The 12,889-nt window shown below is 69.4% G+C and carries 13 protein-coding genes and 1 riboswitch; of the genes, 7 read left to right on the forward strand and 6 right to left on the reverse strand.

Features of this window, described 5'->3' with window-relative positions:
* Nucleotides 1–2 precede the first annotated feature (2 nt).
* From ACZY1G_RS03805 to ACZY1G_RS03825, 5 genes are all read right to left on the reverse strand, one after another.
* Nucleotides 3–824, reverse strand: a complete 822-nt coding sequence (locus ACZY1G_RS03805; protein ID WP_463821636.1) for an LmeA family phospholipid-binding protein — start codon at nt 822–824, stop codon at nt 3–5.
* Nucleotides 821–1,636: a carbon-nitrogen hydrolase family protein gene (locus ACZY1G_RS03810; protein ID WP_463821637.1), complete on the reverse strand. Its 816-nt coding sequence runs from the start codon at nt 1,634–1,636 to the stop codon at nt 821–823. Before ACZY1G_RS03810 ends, ACZY1G_RS03805 begins: the two co-directional genes overlap by 4 nt.
* Nucleotides 1,637–1,649: 13 nt before the next feature.
* Nucleotides 1,650–2,813, reverse strand: a complete 1,164-nt coding sequence (locus ACZY1G_RS03815) for an agmatinase family protein (RefSeq protein ID WP_463813698.1) — start codon at nt 2,811–2,813, stop codon at nt 1,650–1,652.
* A gap of 10 nt (nt 2,814–2,823) precedes the next feature.
* A riboswitch (guanidine-III (ykkC-III) riboswitch) is annotated at nt 2,824–2,887 on the reverse strand.
* Between the two features lie 56 nt (nt 2,888–2,943).
* Nucleotides 2,944–3,735: a class I SAM-dependent methyltransferase gene (locus ACZY1G_RS03820; RefSeq protein WP_463821638.1), complete on the reverse strand. Its 792-nt coding sequence runs from the start codon at nt 3,733–3,735 to the stop codon at nt 2,944–2,946.
* A gap of 8 nt (nt 3,736–3,743) precedes the next feature.
* Nucleotides 3,744–4,250 carry a DUF2505 domain-containing protein gene (locus ACZY1G_RS03825; RefSeq protein ID WP_463813700.1) on the reverse strand — a complete coding sequence of 169 codons (507 nt, stop codon included), beginning with the start codon at nt 4,248–4,250 and terminating at the stop codon, nt 3,744–3,746.
* Between ACZY1G_RS03825 and ACZY1G_RS03830 the strand changes: the two genes are divergently transcribed.
* Together ACZY1G_RS03830 and ACZY1G_RS03835 are read left to right on the forward strand one after the other, a co-directional pair.
* Complete coding sequence (locus ACZY1G_RS03830) at nt 4,238–5,338, forward strand: UDP-N-acetylmuramate dehydrogenase (protein ID WP_463821639.1); 1,101 nt, start codon at nt 4,238–4,240, stop codon at nt 5,336–5,338. The genes ACZY1G_RS03825 and ACZY1G_RS03830 overlap by 13 nt on opposite strands.
* 15 nt (nt 5,339–5,353) lie before the next feature.
* Nucleotides 5,354–6,646, forward strand: coding sequence for a L,D-transpeptidase (locus ACZY1G_RS03835; protein WP_463821640.1), 1,293 nt, complete (start codon nt 5,354–5,356; stop codon nt 6,644–6,646).
* 8 nt (nt 6,647–6,654) lie between these two features.
* Here the strand turns inward: ACZY1G_RS03835 and ACZY1G_RS03840 are convergent, their stop codons facing one another.
* A complete protein-coding gene (locus ACZY1G_RS03840) occupies nt 6,655–7,413 on the reverse strand; it encodes an SDR family oxidoreductase (protein ID WP_463821641.1) in 759 nt (252 codons plus the stop codon).
* 192 nt (nt 7,414–7,605) lie between these two features.
* Between ACZY1G_RS03840 and ACZY1G_RS03845 the strand changes: the two genes are divergently transcribed.
* The 5 genes from ACZY1G_RS03845 to ACZY1G_RS03865 all read left to right on the forward strand — a co-directional run bounded on the left by ACZY1G_RS03845 (nt 7,606) and on the right by ACZY1G_RS03865 (nt 12,885).
* Nucleotides 7,606–8,910, forward strand: a complete 1,305-nt coding sequence (locus tag ACZY1G_RS03845; protein ID WP_463821642.1) for an ROK family protein — start codon at nt 7,606–7,608, stop codon at nt 8,908–8,910.
* A 54-nt stretch (nt 8,911–8,964) separates the two neighbouring features.
* Nucleotides 8,965–10,269 (forward strand): D-inositol-3-phosphate glycosyltransferase, encoded by a 1,305-nt coding sequence (mshA, locus tag ACZY1G_RS03850; RefSeq protein ID WP_463821643.1) that lies wholly within the window; start codon nt 8,965–8,967, stop codon nt 10,267–10,269.
* Nucleotides 10,266–10,781: a type III secretion system chaperone family protein gene (locus ACZY1G_RS03855; RefSeq protein WP_463821644.1), complete on the forward strand. Its 516-nt coding sequence runs from the start codon at nt 10,266–10,268 to the stop codon at nt 10,779–10,781. The genes mshA and ACZY1G_RS03855 overlap by 4 nt, the downstream gene beginning before the upstream one ends.
* A gap of 19 nt (nt 10,782–10,800) precedes the next feature.
* Complete coding sequence (locus tag ACZY1G_RS03860) at nt 10,801–11,553, forward strand: phosphoglyceromutase (RefSeq protein WP_463821645.1); 753 nt, start codon at nt 10,801–10,803, stop codon at nt 11,551–11,553.
* Nucleotides 11,554–11,691: 138 nt separating this feature from the next.
* A complete protein-coding gene (locus tag ACZY1G_RS03865) occupies nt 11,692–12,885 on the forward strand; it encodes a sensor histidine kinase (protein WP_463813708.1) in 1,194 nt (397 codons plus the stop codon).
* The last annotated feature ends 4 nt before the right edge of the window (nt 12,886–12,889 follow it).

Here is a 12,889-nt window from a genome sequence, read left to right on the forward strand (position 1 = left end):
GCCTAGAACTTCCCGAAGCAGGGGTCGTCGGTCTGCTTGGGCATCGATGCGTTCTGAGTGGACAGGCGGCTCTGCACACCGCTGTCGGTGACCGACACCGAGTCGGCCTTGATGTTCAGCGGATAATTCTGGGTCAGCGTCGAGGTGAATGCGTCCAGTGCCGGCTGCACCGACTCACGGGGCAGTGTGAAGCCCAGCCCCGTCACCTGCTGCACCGCCAGCGAGATGGAGCCGTCGACGACCTGAGGCTTGGCGGTGATGCTGCCCAGCGGACCTTCGAGCTCGATCGTGCCGTCACCGGCGTTGGTGGTCACGCCGGAGACGAAGCTGCCGATCAGCGGGACCGCGCCCTGGATCGTCTGTTTGATGCCGTCGGCCGACCAGTCGATGGTCGCCACGAGCGAGCCGATCGTCCCGCTCGAGTTCGCGCTGTCCTGCAGGCGCACGTCGTTGATGTCGAGGTTCAGCTTCATGCCCTTGGCGTCGCGCACCTGGTTGCCCGCGGTTTCGATGTGGATGTTCGTGTAGTGCCCGGACATGTGCTGCATCAGGAACGGCGGCAGCACCCCGAACGACGCGGTGGCCTTGTCCTGCACCACGCACTCGACGGTGGACGCGACGACGGTGTCGGCGCGGTTGCGCGCGTACAGCTCGCCGCCCAGCAGGCCGGCCAGCACCAGAGCGACGACGATCACCGCCACCAGCACGATGGACAGCGGATCGCTGAAGAACTTCTTGGCCTTCGACGGCAACGCCGAACCTTTCTGCGGGGGTGCGGGCGGTGGGCCGGGCTGCGGTTGCGGACAGGCCCAGGGATCGGTCATTGCAGGGATTCTGCCCTACTCAGGTGAGCTGAACCTGAGCGGTTGTCCATGACCGCGACGGCGGCGCGGGCGGCCCGGGCGGCCTCGACGTCGACGTCGTGGAGCAGCAGCGAGGGCTCGGGACCGGCTGAGGTCAAGACCTCACCCAGTGCCGATGTCACCACACTGCCGCCGACGCCGGTGGGTCCAAGTGCAGCGATCTCGTCGCCCGGGTAGGCCTGGCCGACGGCGGCGACCACGGTGGAGGTGTCGATCGCTCTGGCGCGCGCCAGCAACGTCCACTGGTCGAGCTTGCCCGGCCCGGTGCCCCACGAGGCGTGCACGGTGATGACGTCAGCGCCGCGGTTGGCGAGCTCGACGTACAGCTCGGGAAAACGGATGTCGTAACACAGCGTCAGTCCGACAGTCAGCCCGGCGACGGCGATCGTCACCGGCTCGGTGCCCGGCGCGACGGTCTTCGACTCGGCGAAGCCGAACGCGTCGTACAGGTGGATCTTGTCGTAGCGGGCGTCGACGTCCGGGCCGGTGGCGATCAACGTGTTGGTCACGCGTCCGTCCCCGGACGGCACGAACATGCCGGCGACGACGACGATGCCGGCCCGCTCGGCGATGCGGCGGACCCCGTCGGCCCACGGCCCGTCGAACGGTTCGGCTATCGGCGCCAACGGCACCCCGAAACGGCACATCGTGGCCTCGGGGAACAGCACCAGATCCGCCCCGGCGTCGGCGGCCAGGCGCGTGTGCTCATCGACCACCGCGAGATTGGCGGCCGGCTCGGCGGTGCTGCGGATCTGGGCCAGCGCGATACGCATGCCGCCAGCCTAGTTACGGACCCCAGGCGGGGCGGTTCGCCTTGGCGGCCTTCTTGCCGAGTTTCCCGGAGTTGATCTGGGCGGCCAGGCTGTCGAGGATCACCCGCGAGCTCAGCAGCGCGGTCTGCTCGGCCCAGTCATAGGGCGGCGAGCACTCGACGACCTCGATGCCGGCCAGGCCGGGTTCGGAGATCATCTTGACCAGGTTGAGCGCCTCGCGGGGCAGCAGGCCGCCCGGCTCCGGCCAGCCGGTGCCCGGCACGAACCCGGCGTCGATGACGTCGATGTCGAACGACAGGTAGACCGCCTTGGCGTCCTTCCATGCGATCTCGAGGGCCATCTCCGCGATCTTCTCGATACCCACCCGCTCCACATCGCCGACGGTCATCACGGTCGACTTGCGTTGACGGCCCACCTGCACGCCCTCGCGAGGGCTCTGCCAACCGCCGATCCCGATCTGCACCAGGTTGGTCGCGGGGGCGTTCTTGATGTTGGTGGCATGGAACCACGGCGTGGTGTGCATCCGCTCGTCGAGGTCGGTTTCCTGGGTGTCGACGTGACGGTCGAAGTGGATGATCCCGATGTTGCCGTCCATGTAGGGCGCGAGACCGCGGATGGTGGGGAAGCCGATGGAGTGGTCGCCGCCGAGCACGATCGGCATCACGCCCTTGCTCGCGACGTGGGCCATCGCCTGGCTGATCTGGTCGAAAGACTTCTCCAGGTTGCCGGGGATCGTGAAGACGTCGCCGATGTCGACGATGTTGAGCTGCTCTCGCAGATCCACGCCGGTCTCGTAGTTGTAGGTGCCGAACAGGTTGGTGGAGCGGCGGATGCCCTGCGGGCCGAACCGGGTACCGGGACGGTAGGTCGCGCCGGCGTCCAGGGGCACGCCGAACACGGCGACCTCGGCGTCGTCGACCTCGTTGACGTCTTCGATGAACGGGCACTTGAGGAAGGTGCCGCGCTCGCCGGCGAAGTGCGGCTTCTCGCCGCGCACGAAGGTGGAGATGGTCCGGTCGTTGATCGTCGGCGCGGCCTCGAGGCCGTAGCTCAGCCCGCGGTCGATCTCCTCCCGCAGACGCCGGTCACCCAGGCGCGCCTCGGCCTGCTGGGCCCACGCGCCTTCGGCGTTGGTCAGGCTGGGATCGGGGCCTGGGAAATCAGATGTCTCGGACATGAGTTCTCCTCACGCGTCGTCTTGTCGCTGACCGGGTACGACGCACCTCGTCCGGGGAGTGGGGTCACCGACTCCTGCACGTCATTGTCAGCACGCTCGCGAGAGCCTGTCCACTCGAAAAGCCGACATCTCATCCCAGCGGTGCCACAGCCGACCACGGCACCGTCAGCACCCCGTCGCGCAGCGGCCGCCGCGGGGTCGTCACTGGAAACCCTTGAGCGGCAAGCATGTCCATCATCGCCCGCCACCGCATGCGGGCGCCGAACACGCCGTGGGCAGCGCTACTGGCCCATGCCCGGTCGGCGGCGGTGAGCAGGGTGTGGATGGGCTGGCCGGCCACGTTGTGGTGGATCAGCACCTTGGGCAGGCGCTCGGCGAGGTCGGAGGGCTTCTCGATCGCGAACGGGTCGCAGGCCAGGGTCAGGCTCACCGCCGCGGTCGCGTCGAGCAGCACCCAGCAGCAGCGCCGCCCCAGCTCGTCGCAGGTGCCATCGATGATCAGCCCACCCGCAGCCAGCCCGCTCCGCATCGCCGCCCACGCATCGGGGACCGCGTCGAGCGGGTACTGACGCAGCACATTGAACGCGCGCACCAGCACCGGCCGGTGCCCTGCGAGTTCGAAGCCGCCGAGGGCGAAGTCGACCCCAGGCCTGGTCGCGGCGCGGGCCACGTCCACCCGGTGGGGGTCGATCTCCAGGCCCAGCACACGCACGTCGGCACGCACCTGGCGCAGCCGCACCGCGAGCTCCAACGTCGTCACCGGCAGCGCGCCGTAACCCAGGTCGACGACGAGCGGGTCGGCGGCGCTCTGCAGGGCGGTGCGCACCCGGGCCGAGTGCACCAGCCACCGGTCGCTGCGCCGCAACCGGTTGTGCCCGGTCGTGCCCCGTGTCACCGCGCCGAGCGGACGGGAGCCGGTCACGGTCGGGCTCAGCTGTTCTCGGCGATCCACACGGTGGTGAACCGTTGTTCGGCGATCAGCAGCTCGACCAGTTGCTGGCCGATGAAGTTCTCGATCTTGCCGCCCACCAGGGGCACCCGGACTTCGACGGTCGCCCGGAACGCCAGCCGCGAACCGGATCCGGCGGGCTCCAGCACCGCGTTGCCCGACAGTCCGGCCGGCGCGCGGGGGATGGCACCGGACACCGCGGCCGAGGTCCGGCCCTCGACGACGGGGGCCCAGCGTTCCTCGCGGACGAAGCTGAGGTCCCCGCGATGGAACTGGGTGACGACGGCGGGCAGCCGGTCGGCGCGCAGCGTCTGCGTGGTCTTGATCCGCAGGCCGCCGTCGTCGCCGACGGTCATCTCGTCGAGGGTGGCGTGATCGGCGCCGGAGTCGCCGAGCCGGACCAGCCAGTACTTCTCGTCGCCGAAGGCGCGGTGCACCTGTTCGACGGTTCCCCCGTACTCGGCGGTCATGTCGAATGAACGCGGCATGGCAAACCACGCTACCGTTACCGCCCGTGGTCACTTCGTCTATCGCGGGCGTGGCGGTCGCCGAGAATGTGCCGCTCGCGCCGCTGACCACGCTGCGCGTCGGGCCTGTCGCGGACCGCCTGATCACTTGCGCCACCACCGAGGGCCTGATCGAGGTGCTGCGCGAGGTCGGACCGGACGCCCTGATCCTGGCAGGCGGGTCCAACGTGGTCCTCGCCGACGACCTGCGCGCGCCGACGGTGGTGCGGATCGCCACCCGTGGTGTCACGGTCGACGGGCCGCTGTTGCGCGCAGAGGCAGGCGCGGTGTGGGACGAGGTCGTCGCGGCGTCGCTGGCCCACGGGCTGGGCGGGCTCGAGTGCCTGTCCGGGATCCCGGGATCGACGGGTGCGACGCCCGTGCAGAACGTCGGCGCGTACGGCGCCGAGGTCGCCGACACGATCAGCCGGGTGCGCCTGCTGGAGTGGGAAACCGGCCAGGACCGTTGGGTGACCCCGGACCATCTCCGATTCGGTTATCGCACAAGCATTCTCAAGGGCGCCCCGGTGGCGGTGGTGCTCGAGGTGGAGTTCCGGCTCGACGCGCACGGCCGCAGCGCGCCGCTGCGGTACGGCGAGCTGGCCGCCGCGCTGGGTGTGCAGGCGGGGGAGCGCGCCGAGCCCGCTCGCGTGCGCGAGACGGTGCTCGGTCTGCGGGCCGGCAAAGGCATGGTGCTCGACGGCGCCGACCACGACACCTGGAGCGTCGGCTCGTTCTTCACCAACCCGGTCGTCACCGAGGAGCAGTATCAGCGCATCGCCGACCAGGTCGGCGGCAGGGGATGGGGCGGGGTTCCGCGCTACCCGGCCCCGGGCGGGGTGAAGATGGCCGCGGGATGGCTCGTCGAGCGTGCCGGCTTCGGCAAGGGCTATCCCGGGCCGGACGCCCCCGCGCGCCTGTCGACCAAGCATGCGCTGGCCCTGACCAACCGCGGTAGCGCGACGAGCGCGGACGTGATTGCGCTGGCCAGAACGATTCGCGATGGCGTCGCGGCGCGGTTCGGGATCGATCTCACACCCGAACCGATTCTGCTCGGGTGCGTTCTCTAGGTACGCTGGCAACACGTGAGCCCTGCCAGACCGATCAACAGGCGGCGAGCGCTTGCCGCTTTGGCGGTCGGCGTCGCCGCGCCGGGCATTCTCGCGGCCTGCCGGAACGAGAACGGTACCGCCGCCTCCGGGCAGGCGACAGAGGACGCGCCCTCCGCGCCGGTCCTGAGTTACGAGCCCAAGAATGCGGCGGAGGACGTCGCTCCCACCGCGCGCGTCGCTGCCAAGGTCGAGAACGGCTGGTTCCAGAAGATCAGCCTCGCCAACACCGACGGCAAGGTCGTGGCGGGTGCGCTCAATCGCGACCGCACCGAGTTCACCGCGTCCGAACCGCTGGGCTACGGCGTCGAGTACCGCTGGGCGGGCACGGTCGTCGGGCAGGACGGCAAGTCGGTTCCGGTGAAGGCGTCGTTCACCACCGTGAACCCGAGCACTCAGGTCAACGGACAGTTCCAGCTCTCGGACGGTCAGACGGTGGGTGTCGCCGCTCCGATCATCCTGCAGTTCGACGCGGCGATCGCCGACGAGGATCGCGCCACGGTCGAGAAGGCCGTCAAGGTAACCACGACCCCGCAGGTCGAGGGAACCTGGGCGTGGCTGCCCGACGAGGTCGGCGGCTCCCGTATGCACTGGCGGACCAAGGAGTACTACCCGTCCGGCACCACGGTCCACGTCGACGCGAAGCTCTACGGCGTGCCGTTCGGGCAGGACGCCTACGGCGCCACCGACTCGACGTTGGACTTCACGATCGGCCGGCGTCAGGTCGTCAAGGCCGAGGCGTCGAGCCATCGCATCCAGGTGCTCGACGAATCGGGTGCGGTGATCATGGACTTCCCGTGCAGCTACGGCGAGGGCGATCTGGACCGCAACGTGACGCGTAGCGGCATCCACGTGGTGACCGAGAAGTACGAAGACTTCTACATGACCAACCCCGCGGCGGGCTACGCCAACGTGCACGAGCGCTTCGCGGTGCGGATCTCCAACAACGGCGAGTTCATTCACTGCAACCCCAACAGCATCGGGGCGCAGGGCAATACGAACGTCACCAACGGGTGCATCAACCTGAATCTGGAGAATTCGCAGGAGTACTTCAACTCGGCGCTGTACGGCGACCCGGTCGAGGTCAGTGGCACCCGCATCGACCTGTCCTACGCCGACGGCGACATCTGGGACTGGGCGGTGTCGTGGGACGAGTGGACGTCGATGTCGGCGCTGTCGAAGGAGAAGCGGACCGCCGAGATCCCGAGCACCGCGCCGGCGACGCCGTCCGACGCGCCGCAGCCGGTCAGCGGCCGCCCCGGCGGCTGAGCCGGCTGTCAGGGGCGGCGGTTGAAGCGTGAGCCCGCGGCTCCGCTGACCTGGTCACGCGGTCGCACCACGATCAGATCCAGGTCGACGTGCGACGGGCGGCTGGCCACGAACCCGATCACCTCGGCGATGTCCTCGGCCACCAGCGGCGTGACACCCTCGTAGACCTTGGCCGCCCGTTCGTCGTCGCCCTCGAAGCGGTTGAGCGAGAACTCCGTCTTCACCATGCCGGGCGCGACCTCGGTGAGCCGCACCGGTTGCCCGAGCAGCTCGCTGCGCAGCGTGCGGTGCAGCACGCCCTGGGCATGCTTGGCCGACGTGTAACCGGCGCCGTTGTCGTAGATCTCCACCGCGGCGATCGACGTGACGGTGATGATCAGCCCGTCGCCGGAGGCGATGAGCTTGGGCAGCAGCGCACGGGTGACGTGCAGGGTGCCCATCACGTTGGCTTCCCACATCCACCGCCAGTGCTCGATGTCGGCGTCGGCCACCGACTCCAGCCCCCGCGCTCCGCCGGCGTTGTTCACCAGGACGTCGACCCGGTCGAGCCGGCCGGCCATCGCTGCCACCGCCTCAGGATCCGTGACGTCCGCCACAATCGCGGTGCCGTCCAGCTCGGCGGCCAGTGCCGTGATCGGCCCCTCGCGGCGAGCCACGCAGACCACGTGAAAGCCTTGTGCGGCAAGGGTTCTGGCGGTTGCTTCCCCGATTCCTGCGCTCGCGCCGGTGACCACGGCGACCCGGCGGGCATCTGATGGCGTCGTCATGATCCCAACCCTAGGCCCCGTGCTACATTGACGGCGTGTTCGGTACCAGTCAGGCAGTGAATGCTGCCCCGCGGCGTGCGTGTTGTTGTTGCGCACCCTGCCGCGCCTGACTGCAGACGGACGCCTGACAGCGTCCCATCGCGTCGCAGGGTGTGGCCCCGCCCCCTGACAGACCGATCCGGAGACGATTCGATGACCAGCTCGATCCCCGCCCGCTCGCACCGCTCTCAGACGGCCAAGACGGCTGGGCCCACCCGCATCGCCGCTGCGACGCGCTACCCCCAGGCCCTGGTGCACCAGATCCTGCCCCCCGCGCTCCGGATGCCCGAAGCCGCGGCCGCGACGGTTTTCGCGGCGGCGCGGCAGCGCGGACCGATTGCGCGCGACGCCATTGCCGGTGTCACCGATCTCTCGATCGCCACGGTGAATCGCCAGGTCACCGCGCTGCTCGACGTCGGTCTGCTGCGCGAGCGCGCTGATCTGTCGGTCTCGGGCGCCATCGGCAGGCCGCGGGTGCCCGTCGAGGTCAACCACGAACCGTTCCTCGCGCTCGGCGTGCACATCGGCGCGCGGACCACCAGCATCGTCGCGACCGATCTCCTCGGCCGCACCCTCGACGTGGTCGAAACCCCGACCCCGCATGGCACCCAGTCCGCGGCGCTCGCGTCGATCGCGGCCAGTGCGCAGCGCTACCTGAGCCGGTGGCACCGCAGGCGCCCGCTGTGGGTCGGGGTCGCCGCAGGCGGCGTGGTCGACAGCGCCACCGGTTACCTGGACCATCCGCGGCTCGGCTGGTCGGACGCGCCGGTGGGCCCGGTGCTGGCCGAGGCGCTCGGTTTGCCGGTGTCGCTCGCTGCCCACGTCGACGCGATGGCCGGTGCCGAATTGCTGCTGGGGCCGCGCCGGGCGCCCGGGCGCGCGACGACCAGCCTCTACGTCTACGCGCGGGAGACCGTCGGCTACGCCTTGGCCATCGGTGGGCAGGTGCATTCGCCGGCCAGCGGGCCCGGCACGATCGCCGCGCTGCCGGCACACTCCGAATTGCTCGGTGGTAGTGGTGAATTGGAGTCGACGGTCAGCGACGAAGCCGTGCTCGTGGCCGCGCGAAAGGCCCGCATCGTGCCGGCTGAGGGCCCCGGATCGACGATGACCGCGGTGCTGCGCGCCGCCCGCGCGGGAGACGAGGCGGCCGTTGCGCTGGTCACCGAACGCGCCCGCGTCCTCGGCGAGGCCGTCGCACTGCTGCGGGACATGCTCAATCCTGACGACCTCGTGGTCGGGGGGCAGGCGTTCACCGAGTACGCCGACGCGATGGGTGTCGTCGAAGAGGCGTTCGCGAGGCGTTCGGTGCTCCCGCACCGTGACATCCGCGTGACGGCCTTCGGCAACCGCGTGCAGGAGGCGGGAGCGGGCATCGTGTCGCTCGGCGGCATCTTCGCAGACCCAGTCGGTGCCATGCGCCGCGCGCAGGCCCGTCGCCCCGAGGTGAGTGCCTGAGCGGGTGGTGCACCGCAGCGGTGTGGACATGACGCGCGGTGTAGACATGACGGTGTGCGTCTGACGACCGACCCCCTGCCTCTGCCGCGCCGGGTGGCGGTGTTGTCCGTGCACACCTCCCCGCTCGCGCAGCCCGGCACCGGTGATGCCGGCGGCATGAACGTCTACGTCCTGCAGACCGCCCTGGAGATGGCGAAGCGCGGTGTCGACGTGGAGATCTTCACCAGGGCGACGTCATCGACGGATGCGCCGGTGGTGCCGGTGGCGCCCGGTGTGCTGGTCCGCAATGTGGCCGCCGGCCCGTTCGAGGGACTGGAGAAAAACGACCTACCCACGCAGCTGTGTGCGTTCACCGCGGGCGTGCTGCGCGCCGAGGCCACCCACGAGCCCGGCTATTACGACATCGTGCACTCGCACTACTGGCTCTCCGGGCAGGTCGGCTGGTTGGCCGCCGACCGGTGGGCGGTGCCCCTCGTGCACACCGCGCACACGCTGGCCGCGGTCAAGAACGCCGCGCTCGCCGACGGCGACACCCCCGAACCGCCGATGCGCTCGATCGGCGAGCAGCAAGTGGTCGACGCCGCCGACCGTCTCATCGTCAACACTGAACATGAAGCAGCGCAACTGGTTTCGCTGCACCACGCCGATCCGGACCACATCGACGTGGTGTATCCGGGCGTCGATCTGGCCACGTTCACGCCAGGCGATGCAGCCGCCGCCCGCGCCGAGCTGGGCTTGGCGCAGGGTGTGCCGATCGTGGCGTTCGTCGGCCGCATCCAACCGTTGAAGGCGCCCGACGTGTTGCTGCGCGCGGCGGCTCTGCTGCCCGCAGTGCACGTCGTCATCGCGGGCGGGCCGTCCGGATCGGGTTTGGCGCAACCCGACGGCCTGGTTCGGCTGGCCGCCGAACTCGGCATCGCCGAGCGCGTGACGTTCCTGCCGCCGCAGTCCCAGGCGGGTCTGGTTGCGGTCTATCGCGCTGCCGACGTCGTCGCTGTGCCCAGCTACTCGGAATCGTTCGGTCTGGTCGCCGTGGAGGCGCAGGCGTGCGGAACGCCCGTCGTCGCCGCATCGGTCGGTGGTCTTCCGGTCGCGGTGCGCGACGGGGTCAGCGGCGCACTGGTCGACGGGCACGATCCGGCCGACTGGGCCGCCACGATCGCCCGCGTCCTGGCCGACGACGCCGACGCGCTCGGGCGCGCTGCCGTCGAGCACGCCGCGGGATTCTCCTGGGGCCACACGGTCGATGCGCTGCTGGGCAGCTACGGACGCGCGATCGCCGAGCACCGCGGCCGCCACCTGCCATCCGTCCGCAGAGGCGGGCGCCGATTCTCGATGAGAAGGGGAGTCCGGGCATGACGCAGAAGAATGTGCACGACGTCATCGAGCGCACGTTGGCCGAACACGACCTGCCCTACACCCTCCACAAGGGCGCGGCGGGCGGTCTGCCCGGGCTGGTGGTCGCGCTACCCGGTGAGCGCAGGCTCACCACCAACACGATCCTGACGGTCGGCGAGCACTCGGTGCGAATCGAGGCGTTCGTCTGCCGCAAGCCCGACGAGAACTTCGAGGGCGTGTACAAGTTCCTGCTCAAGCGCAACCGCCGGCTCTACGGCGTCGCCTACACCATCGACAACGTCGGTGACATCTACCTGGTCGGCCGGATGTCTCTCGCATCGGTCACCCCCGACGAGATCGACAGGGTCCTCGGCCAGGTCCTCGAAGCCGTCGACAACGACTTCAACACGCTGCTGGAGTTGGGTTTCCGCACCTCCATCCAGAAGGAGTGGGAGTGGAGGGTGTCGCGGGGCGAGTCGCTGAAGAACCTCGAGGCGTTCTCCCACCTCATCGAGGACCACGACAAGAACTGACCCGTGAGAAGATCGGCGCATGGCAGACACCGCGACGCTGATCCTCGTTCGCCACGGCGAGAGCGAATGGAATGCGCTGAACCTGTTCACCGGATGGGTCGACGTCGATCTGACCGACAAGGGTCGCGCCGAGGCGGTCCGGGCGGGCGAGATGATCGCCGGGCAGGACCGGCTGCCCGACGTTCTCTACACCTCGCTGCTGCGGCGCGCGATCACGACGGCGAACATCGCGTTGGACAAGGCCGACCGGCACTGGATTCCCGTGCACCGCGACTGGCGGCTCAACGAGCGGCACTACGGCGCGCTGCAGGGTCTGGACAAGGCCGAGACGAAGGCGAAGTACGGCGACGAGCAGTTCATGGCGTGGCGGCGCAGTTACGACACGCCGCCGCCGCCGATCGAGCCGGGCAGCACCTTCAGCCAGGATGCGGATCCCCGGTATGCCGACGTGCCGGGCGGGGCACCGCTGACCGAGTGCCTCAAGGACGTGGTCGAGCGCTTCGTGCCGTACTTCACCGACGTCATCGTGCCCGACTTGCGCAGCGGTAAAACCGTGATGATCGCCGCGCACGGCAACTCACTGCGCGCGCTGGTCAAATACCTCGACGGGATGTCCGACGACGACGTCGTGGGGCTGAACATCCCGACCGGAATCCCGCTGCGCTACGACTTGGACGGCGACCTCAAGCCGACCGTCGCCGGTGGGACGTATCTGGATCCGGAGGCCGCCGCGGCCGGCGCCGCGGCGGTGGCCGCCCAGGGCGCCAAGTAGGTCGCGCGCAGGCGCCCGGCTAACAGAAGGTGAACGGCGGTGGGCGCCGGGCCGAACTTCGGTCTCTGAGTGTGTGACTTGTTCGATTTTCGCCGCACGCTGCTGGGATGACGTTCACCGAATGCGTACGCTTTTCGCGTGAGTGTCTCCTCGGCGCTGCTGCTCGCGGCGGTCGTGGCACTGCTCGCCCTGGCGATCGGTGTGGTCTTCGGCGTTGAGGCAGCCCCGCGTCTGCGCGAACGTCGTGAGCGCCGGGCGGTCGAACAGACCGGGATCACCGTATCGCAGATGCTGCGCCACGCTGTCGCTCAATCTCCGGTCGGGATTGCGGTCGTCGACACCTACCGCGACGTGGTCTACACCAACGAAAGAGCCACCGAACTCGGGTTGGTTCGCGACCGGTTGCTCGACGACAGAGCGTGGCAGGCCGCCCAGCGGACCTTGGCCAGTGGCGAGGACGTCGAGTTCGACCTGTCCCCACGCAAGCGAGAGCGGCCGGGGCGATCCGGGCTCTCGGTCCGCGGTCACGTGCGCTTGCTGACCGAGGACGACCGCCGGTTCGCGGTGCTCTACGTCGACGATCAGTCCGAGCACGCGCGGATGGAGGCGACGCGCAGGGATTTCGTCGCCAACGTCAGTCACGAACTCAAGACGCCGGTCGGGGCGATGGGTGTGCTCGCCGAAGCCGTGCTCGCATCCGCCGATGATCCCGAGACGGTCCGGCACTTCGCCGAGAAGATGGTCACGGAGTCGCACCGCCTGGCCAACATGGTCGGCGAGCTGATCGAACTGTCCCGTCTGCAGGGCGGCGAGAGGCTGCCGGATCTGGATGCGGTCGACGTCGACACCGTGGTCGCCGAGGCGCTGTCGCGGCACAAGGTCGCCGCCGACAACGCAGACATCGCGATCACGACGGATGCTCCCACCGGTTTCCAGGTGCTCGGCGACGAGACGCTGCTGGTGACCGCGATCGCGAACCTGGTGTCCAACGCCATCGCGTACTCGCCGAACGGCTCCTCGGTGTCCATCAGCCGCCGCCGGCGCGGGGACACCATCGAGATCGCGGTCACCGACCGCGGCATCGGTATCGCGCCTGCCGACCAGGAGCGGGTGTTCGAACGGTTCTTCCGTGTCGACAAGGCGCGATCCCGGGCCACCGGAGGCACCGGCCTCGGCCTCGCGATCGTCAAGCACGTCGCCGCCAACCACAACGGCTCGATCCGGCTGTGGAGCCAGCCGGGCACGGGCTCCACGTTCACGCTGTCGGTTCCCGCCCATCTGCGCGGCAGTGATCCCGATGACCATGACGAAGAAGACGACCGAGAGGACTAGGACT

This window comes from Mycobacterium sp. IDUB_5, from assembly GCF_055419565.1.